The sequence below is a fragment of the Gordonia sp. (in: high G+C Gram-positive bacteria) genome, from assembly GCF_047600565.1.
In the GTDB taxonomy this organism is placed as follows: domain Bacteria; phylum Actinomycetota; class Actinomycetes; order Mycobacteriales; family Mycobacteriaceae; genus Gordonia.
On sequence record NZ_JASGKN010000001.1, the window covers coordinates 2,158,338 to 2,175,783 of the forward strand.

Genomic DNA, 17,446 nt, shown 5'->3' on the forward strand with positions numbered 1-17,446 from the left:
GTAGTCGAACACCTGTTCTAGTTCGAGAGGGGTGAACATGAGTCGACGCAAGCAGTCGTCCAGTCCGAAACGCTGGCGTGATGCCGACCTCACACCCCTGGGTTTAGGACCGGTACCGGACGGGCTGTCCGATCACGATGCTGAGGTGGCGGCGATCAATCAGCTCGTGGCGACGTGTGAGGGTGAGTCGTATCTGATGTGGCGACGCCTGAACACGGTCGCCGACCTCCTCGAACGACGCGCCCCTGTCGATCCAGCAACCGGTGAGGACTCAGTCGAGTTCACCCGTTTGTGTGACCCGCGTACGAGGCTGGCTGCCAGTATCGCCACCACCCTGGCGGTCAGCACGTACCTGGCCGAGAAACTGGTGACCGAAGGTGAAGCGCTGCGTCATCGCCTCCCACACACCGGGGTGTTGTTGCGGGACGGGATTCTCAGTCCGCGCGCATTCTCCGCGGTGGTGTTCGAAACCACCGCGGTCATCGACCCAGCCGTGATGGTGCAGATCGATCACCGGATCGCCGACGAACTCACTACCTCCGGTGTGCGCACCGTGACCGCCGTGGCCGACCTCGCCCGCCGGATCGTCGCCGCCGTCGACGCCGAAGCAGCCCGCGCCGAACGGGAAGCAGCCAAGAAGGCGGCTGGGGTGGTGAGTTATCCGATCCGCGGAGGCATGGCGGTTCTGGAAATCACCGATACCGCAGAACGTGTTGCGGTCATGGACGCCGCGATCACCGCCGCATCTCAGAAGACCGGGGAGACTGACACCCGCAGTAGTGGGCGCCGCCGCGCTGACGCGGCCTTCGACTTGTTGACCGGGGACGGCACTGGTCCCGGTTCCCGGATTGTCGTGAACGTCATCACCGACGGATCCACGCTTGAGGGCGGGGATACGCCCGGGCACCTCGACGGGCACGGAACCATCTCCGCCGACCACGTCCGCGACATCGCGTCGACGCCCGGCACCGTCGTGCGGCCCCTCGACCTGACGCGGCTCGCTGATCACACTGCTCAGGCGGCAGATCCGTACCGGCCGACCGCCCTGCTGGACACGGTGGTGCGTGGCTTGTTCGGAACCTGCACCTGGCCGGGTTGTTCACGCCCCGCCTCACGGTGCCAGCTCGATCACGTCACCGAATACAACCACCAGAACCCTGATGCGGGTGGTGCGACGTGTTGGTGCAACCTCAACCCCAAATGCGTCTTCCACCACCAGATCAAAACCTTCGCCGACGGATTCCTCGACGATCAGGTCATCGACGCCCACGGCCAGATCTGGACCGAAATCACCACCCCAGAAGGATTCACCACTCGAACCCGGGCACCCAACACCTGGCTGTTGCCCGGTCTCGGGCTGATTCCGTGTAGGCATGGACCGCCGGGACTCCTTTCGCAACGCACCCGAACCCGCACGGAGGCCAAACACGCCTACCGAATGCAGCTGCGTGCCCAGAACCGGCGAGCTCGCTTCGACAGGCTCAACGAGCGGACGAATCAGCTCAACGAGCGAATCGATGAGCAGGCGACGATCCCGGCTTTCGCCGACGACGGTCCACCGCCCTTCTGATCGACCGCTTCTGATCGACGATCAGGCCACGCTGCCAGTCGACGGTCTGTTCAGTCCAGCGTGCGCTCGGGGCCGATCGAGGCCGGGTCGAGAGACTTCTCTGCCGGGGTCGACAGCGTGAGCACGGCCTCGACGACCTCGTCGGACTCCTCCATCCGCGCTTCGATGGCGCGGAGGGTCGGTGCGAGGTCGTGCTCGGCGAGGTCACCGACGATGTCGACGGCGGCCACGATGTAGAACTGCTCGGGACCCACGAACTCGACATGCAGGTAGGTGACGCGGTCGATGTCGGGGTTGGCCAGCATCCGTTCGAGGATCTCTCGGCGAACCTCCGGCATGGGGACCTGCCCGACCAAGAAGTCGAGGTTCCGGCGGATCAGCAGAACCGCGACCACGGCGAGCAGGACACCGACGAGGATCGAGCCGACCGCATCCCACCGGGCGTCACCGGTCACCTGGTGCAGCGCCATGCCGGCGGCGGCGATGACCAGACCGATGAGCGCGGCGGCATCCTCGGCGAACACGGCGCGCAACGTGGCGTCGGAGGTCCGGCTCACGAACCGCAGCGGATGCATCGACAGGCGGGCGCTGGCCTGCCGGGCCTGCCGCACCGACTGCAGGAACGACGTTCCCTCCAGAAGCGCGGAGATCGCCAGAACGACGTAGCCGATCAGATAGTCGGAGTCCTCGCCGGTCTCCGAGAGCGCATGGATACCGCGCATGATCGAGACGACCGCGCCGACGGTGAACAGACCGAAGGCGGCGATCATCGACCACACATACGTTTCCCGGCCGTAGCCGAACGGATGTTTGTCGTCGCGTCCCCGCGCGCCGCGCTTCTCGGCGATCAGCAGAAAGACCTCGTTGCCGGCATCGGCCCACGAATGCGAGGCCTCCGCCATCATCGACGCCGATCCGGTGAGGACGGCGGCGACCGTCTTCGCGAGGGCCACGAGCACGTTCATGGCGAACGCGAGGATCACGGTGAGCATGGACAGACTCTAGGACGTCGAACCCGAATAGTGCTCAACCAGAGGAAGGAAGACGTCGTCGACGACGGCCCGCAGATAGTCCTCATCGGGGTCCAGCGTCATCAGCGTGCGCTGCCGCCACAGGTCCAGCGGCAGGGACCGCACCGCCGCGGGAAGCGTGCCCAGATCGATCTCGCCGCGCGCGGCGGCCCGCTCCAGCACGGTGCTGTACGAGTCGGGACGCGACCCGATGAGCTGCTCGCGCACCGTCTCCATCGTCATCCCGTTCTCGAAGAACGACCCGAGTTCGGCGGCCACCAGGGCGACGACGGCGGAACGCTGGGCGTGGAATCCGGAGAGCAGCGCGATGAGGTCACCACGCAACGAACCGGTGTCGGGGACGGCGACGTGATCCTTGTCCATGCGGAACCTGATGGCCGCGATCAGCAGCTCCTCCCGCGTCGACCATCGGCGGTAGATCACCGGACGGCTGGTGTGCGCGCGGCGGGCGACCGCGTCGATCGTGAAAGCGGCGACACCTCGTTCATCGAGTTCGTCCCAGGCCGCCTCGAGAAGCGCCTGCTCGAGTTCCTCGCCGCGGCGCCGAGTCGACGGCACCTTCTTTAGATCCACTTGTGGATCTTAACATTCAGGACTAGCGTCAGGATGAGTACACATGTGTATCTAATCGAGGAGCACCCGCCATGACCGATGCCGCACCGTCCGACGGCCTCACTCCGGAAGACAGGAAGGTCGCCTCGGTCTTCATCATCGGAATCCTCGCGGTCGTCTTCGACACCACGATCATGAGCGTCGCCCTGCACTCACTGGCCGGCGACCTCCATACGACGGTGTCGACGATCCAGTGGGTCACCACCGGCTACGTACTGGCGCTGGCCGCCACGGTTCCCCTCACCGGCTGGCTGCAGCAGCGGATCGGCGGCAAGCGTGCCTGGATCCTCGCCCTCTCGCTGTTCCTGCTCGGTTCGATCCTGTGCAGCCTCGCGTGGAACGCCCCGAGCCTCATCGCCTTCCGCGTGATCCAGGGCATCGGCGGCGGCATCATGATGCCGATCATGCAGACCCTGCTGATGCAGCGTGCCGGCGGACGGAATCTCGGCCGGCTCGCGGCCACCGTCGGTCTGCCCGCGATGCTGGGCCCCATCCTGGGACCGGTGGTCGGCGGCGCCATCCTCAACTGGCTCGACTGGCCGTGGCTGTTCTGGGTCAATGTGCCGTTCTGCCTCGTCTCCCTCATCCTCACCCTGCGGTGGATCCCGACGGACGAGCCGGCACCAACCCGGCCGCGGCTGGACGTGGTCGGCGCCCTGCTCCTGCTGCCCGCACTCGTCGCACTCCTGATCGGTCTCTCGAATTCGGCGGGGCACCACGGCGGCCCGCGATGCCTGGCTGCCGATTCTCGCCGGCGCCGCACTGCTCACCTCGTTCGTCGTCTACGCACTCCGGGTCGGCGACCGCGCGCTCGTCGACATCCGGCTGCTGGGCAAACGGTCGGTGGCCTCGTCGTCCGCCCTGCTGTTCCTGTCCGGCATCGCGGTCTACGGGATCATGCTGCTGTTGCCCCTCTACCTCCAGCAGCTGCGCGGGATGAGCGCTCTCGGTGCCGGCATGTTCCTGATCCCACAGGGCCTCGGCACTCTCGGCAGCCGCACACTGGCCGGAAAGCTGTCGGACACCATCGGGTCCCGGGCGGTGGCACTCGCCGGATTCGGCATCGTCGGACTCGCGACCATCCCGTTCGCCCTCAGCACCGACGGAACCAACACCTGGTTCCTGATGGCCGTACTCCTGGTCCGGGGCTTCGGCCTCGGCGCGATCGTCATGCCGCTGATGGTCGCGTCGTACCAGGGCCTGCAGCCGGCGGACATCCCGCACTCGAGCATCATCACGCGGACCGCCCAGCAGCTCGGCGGATCGTTCGGTACCGCTCTGCTCGCCGTCATCCTGCAGACCGCGCTCGTCGCGCGCGCCGCCGACGGGCGAGCCGGTGCCGCAGCCGCCTTCGACGTCGCGTTCTGGTGGTCGATCGGCTTCGCCGGCCTCGCGGTCGTGCTCGCCTTCACGCTTCCGGGCCGCCCGAGCCGCGCGACGGCGTCAGACTGATTCCGCCGCCTGCCCGGCGACGGCACGGTCGACCCGCAGGAGACGGGCGAACCCCTGCACCAGCGGTCCGACGCCCAGCGCATACAGGACCGTGCCGATGCCGAGGGTGCCGCCGAGCAGAAAACCGATCGCGACGACGGCCACCTCCAGGCAGGTGCGGACCACCCGCACCGACCAGCCGGTCCGGGCGACCAGACCGGTCATCAGTCCGTCGCGGGGGCCGGGTCCGAGCCGGGCGCCGATGTAGAGCGCGGTCGCGAAGGCGTTGACGACGATGCCGCCGAGCATCATCGGGATCGCGACCGTCAGCCGCGGATGGTCGGGCAGGTGCGGTGCCACCGCGTCGAACGCCAGCCCGATCACGACGACGTTGGCCACCGTCCCGAAGCCCGGCATCTGGCGCAGCGGCAACCACAACAGGAGCACGACCGCACCGACGATGATCGACACCACGCCCACCGACAACCCGGTGTGGTCGGCGATGCCCTGATGCAGAACGTCCCACGGGATGTTGCCGAGTCCGGCGCGCAGAATCATCGCCATCGACGCGCCGTACAGCGTCAGGCCGACGAACAGCATCGCCAGGCGCCCCAGGAGCGATCGCACGGTGGTCATGACCGACAGCCTGCCTCACCCGGCGGCCGTCGAGCGAACGAATTCTCCGATCACCGAATCACCACCACTTTGTGTATCTGCACAAAGGTCGAGGCTCCCGGATAGTTCAGTCCAACCAACGATGCCAGCCGCCGACGGCAGTGTGCGGCGGCCCCCTACGGACCACACCTCAATCGGTGTCAGACGAGGTGAAGATCACCTTTCCCCGGCTTCCCACCACGGCGTTCCAGGGTCTAACCTCGGCCCCGCACCTACGGTTACGTAACCGTAGAAGTGGAGAACCTTTCAGGTTCAAGTTTGTGACTTCTCACAATCTCGGGGCCGAATCCGGTCCCTTCGTGCTCGATCATCGAAAGGAAATGCCGGTGTACCACTCCCGCTTCGAGTCGCTGGGCGCATATCTGCCCACGCGGTCGGTCACGACGAAGGAGCTCATCTCGAGCTTGGCCCACGAGCCGAGCTTCGACTTCGAAGCGATCACCGGTGTCGCCGAGCGCCGCGTCCGCTCCACCGACCCCGACGACTACGAGGACTCCTACGCCCTCGCCCTCAAAGCCGCCCGCGACTGCCTGTCCCGCTCGCAGTACTCCGCCGACCAGCTCGACGCCGTCGTCTCCGTCTCGATCACCCGCTTCGGCGAGGACGGCGAGCACATCTACTACGAGCCCTCGTTCGCGTCGATGATCGCCAAAGAGCTCGGCGCCGACAACGCGCTGCACTTCGACCTCTCCAACGCCTGCGCCGGCATGCTCACCGGCACCTACCTGATGGACGCCATGATCCGCTCCGGCGCGATCACCAACGCGCTCGTGGTGAGCGGCGAATCGATCACCCCGATCTCCGACACCGCCGTCCGCGAGCTCTCCGGCGGCTACGACCCCCAGTTCGCCTCGCTGTCGGTGGGCGACTCCGGAGCCGCCGTGGTGCTCGACCGGTCGGAGAGCGAAGACGACCGCATCCACTACGTCGACCTGTTCACCGCCGCCGAGCACGCGGACGCCTGCCTCGGCATGCCGAGCGACCAGACCGCCGGTGTCGCGCTCTACACGGACAACCGGCGCATGCACAACGAAGCCCGCTTCAAACTGTGGACCGACGGCCAGGCCGATCACCTCGCCGCGCAGGGCAAGACCTTCGCCGACGAGGAATTCGACTACATCATCCATCACCAGTTCGGTGCGTCCGCGGTGGCGTTCATGAACCAGCTCGGTGAACGCGAGTTCGGCGTTCCCATGCCCGAGCCGCTGAACGTGATCGAGAAGTACGGCAACACCTCGAGCACCTCGCACTTCGTGGTCCTCGCCGATCATCTGCGCGCCGGCAACGTCAAGCACGGCGCCAAAGTCCTGATGGTCCCGGCCGCGTCCGGGATCGTCACCGGTTACCTCTCCGCCAGCATCTCGAACCTGGAGGCCTGACATGGGCGTCATCATCACCGCGGCCGGCTACAGCGACCGCACCGTCACCCCGAGCACCCCGGTGAGCGTCCGCTCGGACGCCTTCGCCACCGGCACCGGAGCCGTCGAGCATCTCGCTCGCGCCGGCCGCACCGCCATCGACGCCGCGGGCGTCCCCGACCACGAGGTCAGTGCGCTCATCAACACCGGCGTCTACCGCGACTCCAACATGGTCGAGCCGGCGATCGGCGCCCTCGTCCAGCAGGGCATCGGTCTGGGCCTGGAGTACGAGCGCACCGACCCGAAGGTGTTCTCGTTCGACCTCATGAACGGCGCCTGCGGCATGCTCAACGCCGTCCAGGTGGCCGACAGCCTGCTGGCCACCACCCGGCATCGTCGTGTGCTGGTGGTCGGCGGCGACACCCACCCGTCCACCACTCGACCGGACGCCGACGACGACTTCCCGTACGACACCGCCGGCAGCGCCCTGCTGCTCGAGCAGGTCGACGGCGACGCCGGCTTCGGCCGGCTGCACACCCGTCTCGGCGCCGGCGACCCCCTCGTGGAAGGCTTCGTCGACGGCACCTCGATGGGCACCGAGGGCCGGCAGCTCATGACGGTTCGCCGGACGGCCGGCTTCGACACCGTCCTGCTGGATCTGGCCGAGTCCACCGCGGTCGGGGCACTCGACGAAGCGTTCGGCGCCGGGCACTCCGATGAGGCACGCGAGGGCGTGGTGCTGATCAGTTCACGACCCACCGCCGGCTTCGCCGCCGACCTCGCCGCCCGGCTGCGTCTGCCGCTGGCCGCCCCCGAACTGACCGGCGACACGCATACTGCGGCGCTGGCCCAGGGCTACCGGACGGCGCTGACCGCCGGCGCCCTCGACTCGGCGAAGGCGATCCTGTTCGTCGCCGCCGGTGGCGGACCGAGCGCCGGAGCCGTGCTGTACCGCCTGCCCGAGAACCTCCGATGACCGGCACCGTTCCGCTGGTCGCCGACTGGCTCGACCGTCTCGACGAGCACGTCGTCGGGCAGCCGACCGCTCCGGCCATGACCTACGCGACGATCGACGACGGGGCACTGCCCACCTACGACGACGTCACGTTCGCCGAACTCGGCGCCTGGTCCGACGCCCTGGCGGCCTCATTCGCCGCGGACGGAATCACCGCCGGAACCCGGGTGATCGTTCTCGTGGATCCGGGCCCCGAGCTGTATGCGATCCTCCTCGGCCTGTTCAAGGCCGGCGCCGTACCGGTCGTCATCGATCCGGGCATGGGCCTGCGCCCGATGCTGCGCTGCCTGGAGGCGGCCCGCGCGGAGGCGTTCATCGGTGTGCCGAAGGCGCAGGCGGTGCGGGTGCTGTTCCGCCGGTCGTTCCGCGAGGTGCGCGCCACCGTGACCGTCGGCCGCCGCTGGTTCTGGGGCGGCCGGACACTCGACGAGGCCGGCCGCCGCCCGGTCGGTCCGGTTCCCGAGCCGCCGTCCGGCGACCCGGACCGGCTGCTGCTGGTCGCCTTCACCACCGGGTCGACCGGACCGGCCAAGGCGGTCCAGCTGACCGAAGGCAATCTGGCGGCGATGCTCGCCGCCACGCGTGCGCTGACCCAGGCCGGGCCCGGCGAGACCGCGCTGGTGACGCTGCCCATGTTCGGACTCCTCTACCTGCTGATGGGGACCCGGATCGTGCTGCCGCCGCTGATCCCCAGCAAGGTGGGCGCCACCGATCCGCTGCACGTGGTGAACGCGATCAACCGGTTCGACGTCTCGACCCTGTTCGCCTCGCCGGCCGTCCTCGGACCGCTGGTCGATCACGCCCGCACCCACCACCCGCAGCTGCCGTCGGTCCGGCGCGTGTTCTCCGGCGGTGCACCGGTCACCACCGAGATCGTCGCCGGGCTGCGTGGCGTCCTGCCCGACAAGGCGGAGGTGTTCGCCGGGTACGGCGCCACCGAGGCGATCCCGATGGCCTCGATCGGGTCCCGGGAACTGCTCACCCGTCTCACCGGGCGCGCCCGCTCCGGTGAGGGTGTCTGCCTCGGCTTCCCGGTCGACGGCCTCGACGTCCGGATCGCCCCGATCGTCGACGGTCCGATCCGCGATTGGGAATCGCTGCCCGACGAGGGTGACGGTGTCGGCGAGATCGTCGTCGCCGGACCTCAGGTCAGCACCGCCTACTTCTGGCCGGCCGCCGCCAACCTCGACGGCAAGATCCCCGACGGCGACCGCACCTGGCATCGCACCGGCGATCTGGGCCGCATCGACGACGACGGGCGGCTCTGGTTCGTCGGCCGCAAGTCGCAGCGGGTGGTGACCCCCACCGGGACGCTGCATTCGGTCGCGATCGAGCAGATCTTCACCGGCATGGACGGTCTGGCCCGCACCGCGCTGGCCGGCGTCGGCGAGCCGGGCGCCCAGATCCCGGTCCTGTGCCTCGAACTGCAGCCCGGCGCGAACGAGCGGGAGGTGCTCGCCGCGGTGCGGCAGCGTGCCCGCTCCAATCCGATGACCGCCGACATCACCGAGTTCATGGTGCACCCCGGATTCCCGGTCGACATCCGGCACAACGCGAAGATCCGGCGCGAGGAGCTGTCGGAGTGGGCGGGCGAGCACCTGTCCCGGCGATCGGCCGCGTTCGTGGGCGGAGGAAGCCGATGACCCCGTCCCGCCGGCTCGCTCTGCGCGCCGTTCCGGTCACCGGCTGGGCGCTCCTGTTCTGGGCGTTCTACCGCTGGTACACCTGGCGTCCGGTCACCAGCCCCGCGCTGCGCCGCCTCGTGGCCGCCGACGCGTTCGCCAGCATCGTGCTGCACACCGCGCAGATCCCGGCCGCCTGGAAGAGCCCGGCCGGCCGGGAACGCTCCCGCGCCTCGACCGCCCTGCTGACCCTGATCTTCGGGGCCACCTGGTGGAAGACCGAACCCGCCGTGATGGAGAACCGATCATGAGAGTCCTCGTCACCGGCGCTTCCGGTTTCCTCGGCGGACGGCTGGCCCGTCGCCTTCTCGACGACGGCCTGCAGGTGTCGGTGCTCGCCCGGCCCACGAGCGATCTGTCCGACATCGGCGACACCGCCGGCATGGACGTGCGGTTCGGCGACCTGACCGATCCGGCCTCCCTGGTGGAGGCGGTGGAGGGGGTCGACGCGGTGATCCACAGTGCCGCCCGCGTCGACGAACGCGGCACCCGCGAACAGTTCGATGTGGAGAACCGGCAGGCCACCGAGGTCCTGCTGGCCGCCTCCCGTATCGCCGGCGCGTCCCGCTTCGTGTTCGTCTCCAGCCCGAGCGCACTGATGGACTACGACGACGGCGACCAGTTCTTCGTCGACGAATCCCAGCCCTATCCGAACCGGTATCTGAACCTCTACTCGGAGACGAAGGCCGCCGCCGAACGCGCCGTCCTGGACGCCTCCGACGACGGCTTCGTCACCTGCGCATTGCGCCCGCGCGCCATCTGGGGTGCCGGCGATCGCAGCGGACCCATCGTCCGGCTGCTCAGCCGGGCGCAGGAGGGCAAGCTGCCGAACCTGTCGGGCGGCAAGACGGTCGTCGCCTCGCTCTGCCACGTCGACAACATCGTCGACGCGGCGGTGAAGGCGCTCGCGGCACCGGGGATCGGCGGGCGCGCCTACTACGTCGCCGACGACGAGGTGACCGACGTGTGGGGATACATGGAGGAGGTCGCCGAGCTGTTCGGCTTCACCCTCACCCAGCGGACGGTGGATCCGGTGAAGATCGCCCGGATCGTGAAGGTGCTGGACCGCGTGTGGACGGTGCCGGCACTCGCCGGCCGGGTGCCGCCGCCGCTGTCGATGTACGTGCTCGCGTTGATGACGCGTTCGCTGACGTTCGACACGACGGCCGCGCGCCGCGACCTCGGCTATCGGCCGGTCGTCGACCGGGACGAGGGCATGCGCCGCTTCGTCGAATGGGTCCACGCCTCCGGCGGACTGGCCGAGCTGACCCGCGGTCTCCACTGAACCCCTGCTGACAGGAGCGCCTGATGACTACGCACCCCTCCGAGTCCTTCCATCGGCCGATCTCGGCGACCGAGCACCTCTATCTGGCGGGACGCTCGATCGCGCCGCCGTTCGCCATGCAGTTGGCGGTGATCGGCGACGACCGGGTGGACGTCGAGGCCCTTCGCGACGCGGTGGCGGTGGCGGCCGAGGCGTGCCCGGGCATCCGGCTGGTCCGCAGCGGCGACTCGTGGGTCGACTCCGGTTTCGCGCCGCCGGTGCGGCTGCTGGGCCGCGGTGTCGATCCGGACACCCTGGTCGACGACGAGGTGCTGGAGTCGCCGTTCGGCGGGGGTGCGCACACCGTCGAGGTGGTGGTCGCCGATGACGGCGAGCGGTCGACGATCCTGTTCCGCGCGTTCCACGGTGTGGTGGACGGCAAGGGTCTGACCATGTGGGTGTCGGACGTCTTCCGCGCGCTCCGCGGCGAGGAGCCGGCGGGTGCACCGGACACCGACGCCGACGCCGACCTGGTGCGCCGGATCGGCACCGGCGCCCGCGCGACCACCCTGTTGCCGACCCGGCGCGGTCCGGTCGGCGCGACGGGCCCGACCGGCGGTGGTCCGGAGTTCGTGTGGCGCCGCCGCAGCGTGCGCGGACGTCCGCAGGCATCGGTGGCGCGCGTCTGCGCACGGCTCGCCGAGCAGATCGACGGCACCGCCCGCTTCATGGTGCCGGTCGATCTCCGCCGCCACGATCCGGAGCTGCGTTCCACCGCGAACCTGTCGCTGCCGCTGTTCGTCGACGTCACCGGCGGCACGCCGTGGCGGCGGGTGCAGGCGCAGATCCTGTCGAAGATGGTGGCCGGACGAGAACTGGCTGAGATGGACAACGGCGGCCTCACCCGGTTCCCGGAGGCGGTGACCCGGGGACTGCTGACGACCGCCGACCGGGTCGGTCGGCGAACCGACCGCAACCTGGTGTCGGCGATCGTCTCGCACGCCGGCCGGATCGATCCGGAGGAGGTGAGCGCGCCCGGGTTCACTGCGCGCCGCGTGCTGATGTTCCCGGTGCACACCGGTCTGGTGCCGCTGACGGTCGCCCTGTTCGATTCGGGCGAGTACACCGAGATCGTCGTGTCCTCGCGCGGCGGCCGGCAGGTGACCGCCCGCGTCGACGCGATGCTCGGCCGCCTCGATGCCGCCCTCTCCGAAGGCTCCCCCGCCGCCGGCTCGGTCGACGCGATGCCGGTACCGGCGCTGCCGGTCGTCGAACGTCCCGCCGACTTCGAGTCGATCGACGAGGCGTTCTCGGCGATGGCGGCACGTCACCCGGAGGCCGTCGCCGTGGACGGACCGGAGGGGTCGTACTCGTATTCGGCGCTCGACGCCTGGGTCGAATCACTGGCGGCGGCATTGTCGGATCGGGGGGTGACCGCCGGTTCGGCGGTCAGCGTCCTGGACCGGCGGACGCCGGCGTCGGTGGCCGCGCAGATGGCGATTCTGCGGCTCGGCGCCACCATCGTCCCCCTCGACCCCAAGCACCCCGACGCCCGGCTGACCGCGATCCTGGACGATTCGGGCACGCAGCTGCTGCTCGTCGGCCGCGGGGTGACGGCACCGGCCGGCACCACCGTGGCGTCCGTACCGATCGACGACCTGCCGGACGCCGTGACACCGGCGTCGACGGCCCGGACCGTGCCGGGTGACCGGGCGGCGTTCATCACCTACACCTCGGGATCCACCGGACGGCCGAAGGGCGTCCCGGTGCCGCATCGGGGGGTCGTGAACTACGTCGCCGCGGCCACCGAGTGGTACCGCCTCGGACCCGAGACCCGCTTCGCGCACCACCACACCCCCGGTGCCGACATGGCCTATGCCGCGGTCTTCAGTCCGCTCATGACCGGCGGCACCGTGGTCCTGATCCCCGACGACGTCTCGCACCTGATGCTGCAGGGCATGCTGGCCGACGCCAACACCTACCTCTTCCCGCCGAGTCTGATGGAGACGGCGCTGCGCCTGGACCTGGACCCGGTTCCGGCGCGCACCGTGATCCTCGGCGGCGAACGGCTGTCGTACGGGCTGGCCCGACGGGTCCGCGACTTCTTCGGCCCGGACACCTGGATCGTCAACAGCTACGGCCCCACCGAGGCGAGCATCGTGTGCACCTCGTCGATGGTGGGCCGCGACCCCGCCGGGCACGACGATGCCGCGGGCGTCCCGATCGGCGCCCCGTCACCCAACACCCCCGTGTTCGTGCTCGACGACCGGCAGCGCCCGGTACCCGAGGGCGAGGCCGGCGAGCTGTGCTTCGGCGGGCCGCAGGTGGCGCTCGGCTATCTCGGCCGGCCGGACCTGACCGCGGAACGCTTCGTCACCCTGCCGGGCGGCGAACTGGTGTACCGGACCGGCGACCTGGGCACGGTGCGCGACGGCGAACTGGTCTTCGTCGGCCGCGCCGACGAGCAGGTGAAGGTGCGCGGCAACCGGGTGGAGCCCGACGAGGTCCGCACGGTGATCGAGGAGCACGACGGCGTGGCCCGCGCGGCGGTCGCCGGACGTCCCACGCGGACCGGTGGCCGGGCTCTGGTCGGCTACCTGGTACCGGCCGAGGGCGCCGAACTGACGGTCGACGACGTCCGCGCACACCTGGCGGCCCGCGTGCCGTCGTACATGGTGCCCACCACGATCCATCTGATCGACGAGGTGCCGCTGTCGGCCAACGGGAAGCTGGACGTGCAGCGGCTGCCGGGCGTCGACGACGAGGCTCCTATCGTTGCCGCACCGGCCGACGCCGCCCCCGCGCCGAACGACACGGCCGAGGCGGTCCGCGCCGTCTGGGCCGACGTGTTGAAGGTGCCGGCGGGCTCGATCGGTCCGGACACCGACTTCTTCGCCCTCGGCGGCGACTCGCTCGATTCGCTGGAGATGCTGTCGCGGGTCGCCAAGTCGATCGTCGGTGCGGCTGGCGAGAGCCGCTTCGTCGCCCAGCTGGAGGGGCTGGCCGCCGATCTCACCCTGAGCCGGGTGTGCGACGCGGTGACCACGACAGCGCGGGGAGCACTCCGATGATCTTCATCGGCAGCGAGGCGCTGCTCATCCGCGCGCTGCGCAGCGCGATCGGTTCCGAACTGACCGTCGACCTGGTGTGCGTGCCCGACGGTGCCGCGCTGCCGACGCTCGAAGCGCTCGGCGTCCCCGCGATGGTGACGCAGAATCCGAACGCGGATGCCGATGAGATCCTCGCCGAATGCACCGACGGCATCGGCTGGTCCATCAACAACCGCTGGATCCTGCGGCGGCCGCTGCTGGACTCCCCGGTCCGCTTCTACAACATCCACAACGGCCCGCTGCCGGCCTACCGGGGCCTGCCGGAATCGGCGATCATCGACGCCATCCTGGACGGGGCACCCCGCTACGGAGCGACACTGCACGAGGTGGACGCCGGTATCGACACCGGACGGGTGATCGACGTCGAAGAGTTCCCGATCGGTGACGCCGACGGCTTCGCCGAGGTGATGATGTCCGGTCTGCGCGCCTGCCACACCCTGTTCGAACGCAACGCGGTCCGCATCGCCGCCGGCATGGCCGAACCGTCGCCGGCCGCCCACACGGCGCGACGGCGGAACGAACGCGACGGCACTCCGTCCGGCTATCACGGTCACTACGACGCGGCCTCGCTGGCGGCGCGCAGCGACGAACCCGGTTTCGGCCGGGCCACCGCTTTCGGCGTCTTCGCCCCGCACTATCCGGAGCTGGCCGGCGCCCTCACCTGACCGTCGCCGGTCAGTGGTGGAACGACGGCGACCGCTTCTCGTGCGGCATGGGACCGTCCAGGCCTTGCAGGAAGTCGACCTCGTGCGTGATGTCGGCGACCAGCCGGACGGCCAGATCGTGGCTGGTGCCGTTGCGGACCACGATGCGTTGCAGGGTCATGTCCGAGAGGTCGTCGGCCATCGGATAGGCGGGCACCTGCCAGCCCTTCATCCGGAGCCGGTCCTCGAGGTCGTAGAGGGTCCAGTTCCCGCCGTGGCCGTCCTTGAGGCGCCAGGCGAACACCGGGATGGTGTCGCCGGTGGTGACGAGCTCGAACGGCCCCATCGCGGCGATGCTCGACGACAGGTATTGGGCGACGTTCAACGAGTTCTGCTGCACCTCGGTGTAGCCCTCCCGGCCCATCCGCAGGAACTGGTAGTACTGCAACAGCACCTGGGCTCCGGGCCGTGAGAAGTTGAGTGCGAGGGTCGGCATGTCGCCGCCGAGGTAGGCGCAGTGGAACACCATGCTGTCCGGCAGGGCGGCCGCGTCCCGCCACACGACCCAGCCGACGCCGGGATACACCAGCCCGAACTTGTGGCCCGAGGTGTTGATGGAGGCGACGCGCGCCACCCGGAAGTCCCACGCCAGCTCGGGCTGACAGAACGGCGCGACGAATCCGCCCGACGCGCCGTCGACGTGGATCTTCACGTCCAGCCCGGTCTTCTTCTCGATCTCGTCGAGCGCCGCCGCGATCTCTTCGACCGGCTCGTAGGCGCCGGTGAAGGTCTGGCCCATGATGGCGACGACGCCGATGGTGTTCTCGTCCACGTACTCCGCCAGGTCGTGACCGTCCATCCACAGGTGGTCCCGGTCGACCGGCACCCAGCGCGGCTCCACCTCGAAGTAGTTGGCGAACTTCTCCCAGCAGACCTGCACGGCCGTCGACATGACGATGTTGGGTGCGTCGGTGGACCGGCCGGCCGCCCGGCGCCGCTCCTGCCACCGCCGTTTGAGTGCGAGCCCGCCGAGCATGCACGCCTCGGACGATCCGATGGTCGAGGTGCCGACGGCATCGCCGACGTCCGGCACGTGCCAGAGGTCGGCGAGAATCCGCCAGCACCGCTCTTCGATCGCCGCCGTGGCCGGGTACTCGTCCTTGTCGATCATGTTCTTGTCGAACGTCTCGGAGTACAGCTGCCTCGCCTCGGCGTCCATGTAGGTGGTGACGAACGTGGCGAGGTTGAGTCGCGCGTTCCCGTCGAGCATCGCGGTGTCGTGCACCAGCTGGTAGGCGGTGTCCGGGGACAGCATGGTGTCGGCCAGCCGATGCCGGGGCAGGCTGGTGGCTTCGCCTTCGCGGGCGAACACGGGCAGGGAGATGCACTCGTCGTCGATCATGTGTCGACACTACGCAGAAGTCGCACCCCCATCATGTCCGATATGTGACCCCAGTCACGTTTCGGCGGTAAGATCGGTCTGCCGAAACCAGGAGGTCAGCCATGCGGACAGCCATCACTCGCGGTATCGCCGTCGGAGTCGTCGCCGCCTCCGCCGCGGTCGGTGCGGCGGCCATCGCACCGGAGGCGTCCGCCAAGGTCGCCGGCGGGACGTACCGCTCGTCCCTGGTGCTGGGCGGCTACCACACCACGCCGCGCTACGCCGTGGTCCACGGCGACGTCTACTTCGAGCTCGGGCCGTTCGGCGGCGAGCAGTCGAAGATCGTGCCGACCAAGGCCGGCGGCTACTACGACACCAGTTGGGGTCGCCGCTACGTCCTCAACCGGCAGCGGAACGGTTCCTACCGCGGGCCCGTCTACCTGGCCGGCATCGTCATCGGCGAGGTCGTGCTGACGCCGAGCCGATAGGAGAGATCGGCCACAGACCCCTTCACCGGGGCGCTGCGGCCTTGCTACGAAGGAGGGGTGATGCACCGAACCTTCCAGCGCACCCTGACCACCGGCACGATCGTCGCGGCGGCGGCCGCCGCCGGCGTGATCGTCGCGGCACCGTCCGCGTCGGCGGAAGTGGCCGACGGCTTCTACACCTCGAACGCCGGATTCCTGGGATTGCCGTACCGCAGCGACGTCGGAGTGAACGACGGAACCCTCACCCTGTTCGGCCCGTTCGGCGCCCACCACTACCCGATCACCGACACCGCCTCCGGCGGCCACATCACGTCGTTCGGTACGCGCTACACACTCAACCGGAACTCGTCCGGCGGCTACGACGGCCCGGTGACCGTCGGCCCGTTCACGATCGGCCGTTCCACGCTGACGCCGTCCTGATATCTAGTCTTTCGGAATCGCCGCGGTGGTGCCGACGACGGACCCGCCATCGACGATGAACTCGACGCCGGTCGAATAGGTGGCTTCGAGAAGGACGTGCCGCACGGTGGCCGCAACTTCTTCGGGTTGCCCGAACCGTGCGATCGGGTAGTGCGCGGCCAATGATTCGTCGATTCCGTCGACCATGGGGGTGCGGATGGGGCCCGGGTGCACCGAGTTGACGCGGATTCCGGCGGGCCCGAGGTCGAGGGCGGCACTCTTGGTGAGACCGCGGACCGCCCACTTGCTGGTGGTGTAGGCGCAGAGACCGGCGTTGCCGTTCAGTCCGGCGGTCGAGGAGATGTTGACGATGGCTGCGCCGGGCACACCGCGCAGGTGGGGGGTCGCGGCTTTGATGCCGTTCCAGGTACCGAACAGGTTCACGTCCATCACCTTCCGGAACTCGGCGTCCGTGACGGTGTCGACGGAACCGTAGGAGAGGATTCCGGCATCGTTGACGAGGTACCCGACGGCGCCGAAGATGTCGGAAGCGTCTTTCAGCACGGCGGTCCAGGCGGCCGGATCGGTCACATCGAGGCGCCGGTAGGCGGCGAGGTCTCCGAGGCGGTCGGCCAGCTGCTGTCCGTCCTCGTCGAGGACGTCGGCGATGACGGTGGGCACCCCCGCTTCGACGAGTGCTTCGACGATGGCCGCACCGATCCCGCGTGCCCCACCACTGACTACTGCTGCTGCGTTCATGCCCCCAGCGTCGACCCCGGGCACGGG

The 17,446-nt window shown here is 69.3% G+C and carries 16 protein-coding genes and 1 pseudogene; 12 read left to right on the forward strand and 5 right to left on the reverse strand.

Annotated features, from left to right (window positions below; all coding sequences use genetic code 11):
* Positions 1 to 37 precede the first annotated feature (37 nt).
* A complete protein-coding gene (locus QM774_RS10525) occupies positions 38 to 1,570 on the forward strand; it encodes a DUF222 domain-containing protein (RefSeq protein ID WP_414975820.1) in 1,533 nt (510 codons plus the stop codon).
* A gap of 50 nt (positions 1,571 to 1,620) precedes the next feature.
* On the opposite strand, the gene QM774_RS10530 is transcribed toward QM774_RS10525, so the two are convergent.
* Both QM774_RS10530 and QM774_RS10535 read right to left on the reverse strand, forming a co-directional pair.
* Entirely contained in the window at positions 1,621 to 2,562 is a 942-nt protein-coding gene (locus tag QM774_RS10530) for a cation diffusion facilitator family transporter (protein ID WP_414975821.1), read from the reverse strand.
* Positions 2,563 to 2,571: 9 nt separating this feature from the next.
* Positions 2,572 to 3,174 (reverse strand): TetR/AcrR family transcriptional regulator, encoded by a 603-nt coding sequence (locus QM774_RS10535; RefSeq protein ID WP_414975822.1) that lies wholly within the window; start codon positions 3,172 to 3,174, stop codon positions 2,572 to 2,574.
* A gap of 173 nt (positions 3,175 to 3,347) precedes the next feature.
* Here QM774_RS10535 and QM774_RS10540 point away from each other — a divergent pair.
* Both QM774_RS10540 and QM774_RS10545 read left to right on the forward strand, forming a co-directional pair.
* Positions 3,348 to 3,794: pseudogene (locus tag QM774_RS10540) on the forward strand (MFS transporter); the annotation flags it as partial.
* A gap of 262 nt (positions 3,795 to 4,056) precedes the next feature.
* Positions 4,057 to 4,665 carry an MFS transporter gene (locus QM774_RS10545; RefSeq protein ID WP_414975823.1) on the forward strand — a complete coding sequence of 203 codons (609 nt, stop codon included), beginning with the start codon at positions 4,057 to 4,059 and terminating at the stop codon, positions 4,663 to 4,665.
* Here the strand turns inward: QM774_RS10545 and QM774_RS10550 are convergent.
* Positions 4,657 to 5,280 (reverse strand): YczE/YyaS/YitT family protein, encoded by a 624-nt coding sequence (locus tag QM774_RS10550; RefSeq protein ID WP_414975824.1) that lies wholly within the window; start codon positions 5,278 to 5,280, stop codon positions 4,657 to 4,659. The genes QM774_RS10545 and QM774_RS10550 overlap by 9 nt on opposite strands.
* Before the next feature lie 365 nt (positions 5,281 to 5,645).
* Between QM774_RS10550 and QM774_RS10555 the strand changes: the two genes are divergently transcribed.
* From QM774_RS10555 to QM774_RS10585, 7 genes are read left to right on the forward strand one after another with little or no spacing between them, the layout of a single operon-like run.
* On the forward strand, positions 5,646 to 6,698 hold the full coding sequence (locus QM774_RS10555; RefSeq protein ID WP_414975825.1) for a 3-oxoacyl-ACP synthase III family protein: 1,053 nt from the start codon (positions 5,646 to 5,648) through the stop codon (positions 6,696 to 6,698).
* Between the two features lies 1 nt (position 6,699).
* Entirely contained in the window at positions 6,700 to 7,653 is a 954-nt protein-coding gene (locus QM774_RS10560) for a hypothetical protein (RefSeq protein ID WP_414975826.1), read from the forward strand.
* Complete coding sequence (locus QM774_RS10565) at positions 7,650 to 9,335, forward strand: fatty acid CoA ligase family protein (RefSeq protein WP_414975827.1); 1,686 nt, start codon at positions 7,650 to 7,652, stop codon at positions 9,333 to 9,335. The genes QM774_RS10560 and QM774_RS10565 overlap by 4 nt, the downstream gene beginning before the upstream one ends.
* Positions 9,332 to 9,625 (forward strand): hypothetical protein, encoded by a 294-nt coding sequence (locus QM774_RS10570; RefSeq protein WP_414975828.1) that lies wholly within the window; start codon positions 9,332 to 9,334, stop codon positions 9,623 to 9,625. Before QM774_RS10565 ends, QM774_RS10570 begins: the two co-directional genes overlap by 4 nt.
* The gene (locus tag QM774_RS10575) at positions 9,622 to 10,659 is read left to right on the forward strand and encodes an NAD-dependent epimerase/dehydratase family protein (RefSeq protein ID WP_414975829.1); all 1,038 of its coding nucleotides are present in this window, start codon (positions 9,622 to 9,624) and stop codon (positions 10,657 to 10,659) included. The genes QM774_RS10570 and QM774_RS10575 overlap by 4 nt, the downstream gene beginning before the upstream one ends.
* A 23-nt stretch (positions 10,660 to 10,682) precedes the next feature.
* Complete coding sequence (locus QM774_RS10580; protein WP_414975830.1) at positions 10,683 to 13,709, forward strand: non-ribosomal peptide synthetase; 3,027 nt, start codon at positions 10,683 to 10,685, stop codon at positions 13,707 to 13,709.
* A complete protein-coding gene (locus tag QM774_RS10585) occupies positions 13,706 to 14,413 on the forward strand; it encodes a formyltransferase family protein (RefSeq protein ID WP_414975831.1) in 708 nt (235 codons plus the stop codon). Before QM774_RS10580 ends, QM774_RS10585 begins: the two co-directional genes overlap by 4 nt.
* A gap of 10 nt (positions 14,414 to 14,423) precedes the next feature.
* Here the strand turns inward: QM774_RS10585 and QM774_RS10590 are convergent, their stop codons facing one another.
* Entirely contained in the window at positions 14,424 to 15,794 is a 1,371-nt protein-coding gene (locus QM774_RS10590) for a glutamate decarboxylase (RefSeq protein ID WP_414975832.1), read from the reverse strand.
* A 101-nt stretch (positions 15,795 to 15,895) separates the two neighbouring features.
* Here QM774_RS10590 and QM774_RS10595 point away from each other — a divergent pair, with 101 nt between their 5' ends.
* Both QM774_RS10595 and QM774_RS10600 read left to right on the forward strand, forming a co-directional pair.
* Positions 15,896 to 16,261, forward strand: coding sequence for a hypothetical protein (locus QM774_RS10595; protein WP_414975833.1), 366 nt, complete (start codon positions 15,896 to 15,898; stop codon positions 16,259 to 16,261).
* A gap of 60 nt (positions 16,262 to 16,321) precedes the next feature.
* Positions 16,322 to 16,681: a hypothetical protein gene (locus QM774_RS10600; protein WP_414975834.1), complete on the forward strand. Its 360-nt coding sequence runs from the start codon at positions 16,322 to 16,324 to the stop codon at positions 16,679 to 16,681.
* 3 nt (positions 16,682 to 16,684) lie between these two features.
* On the opposite strand, the gene QM774_RS10605 is transcribed toward QM774_RS10600, so the two are convergent.
* Complete coding sequence (locus QM774_RS10605) at positions 16,685 to 17,419, reverse strand: SDR family NAD(P)-dependent oxidoreductase (protein WP_414975835.1); 735 nt, start codon at positions 17,417 to 17,419, stop codon at positions 16,685 to 16,687.
* Between the last annotated feature and the right edge of the window lie 27 nt (positions 17,420 to 17,446).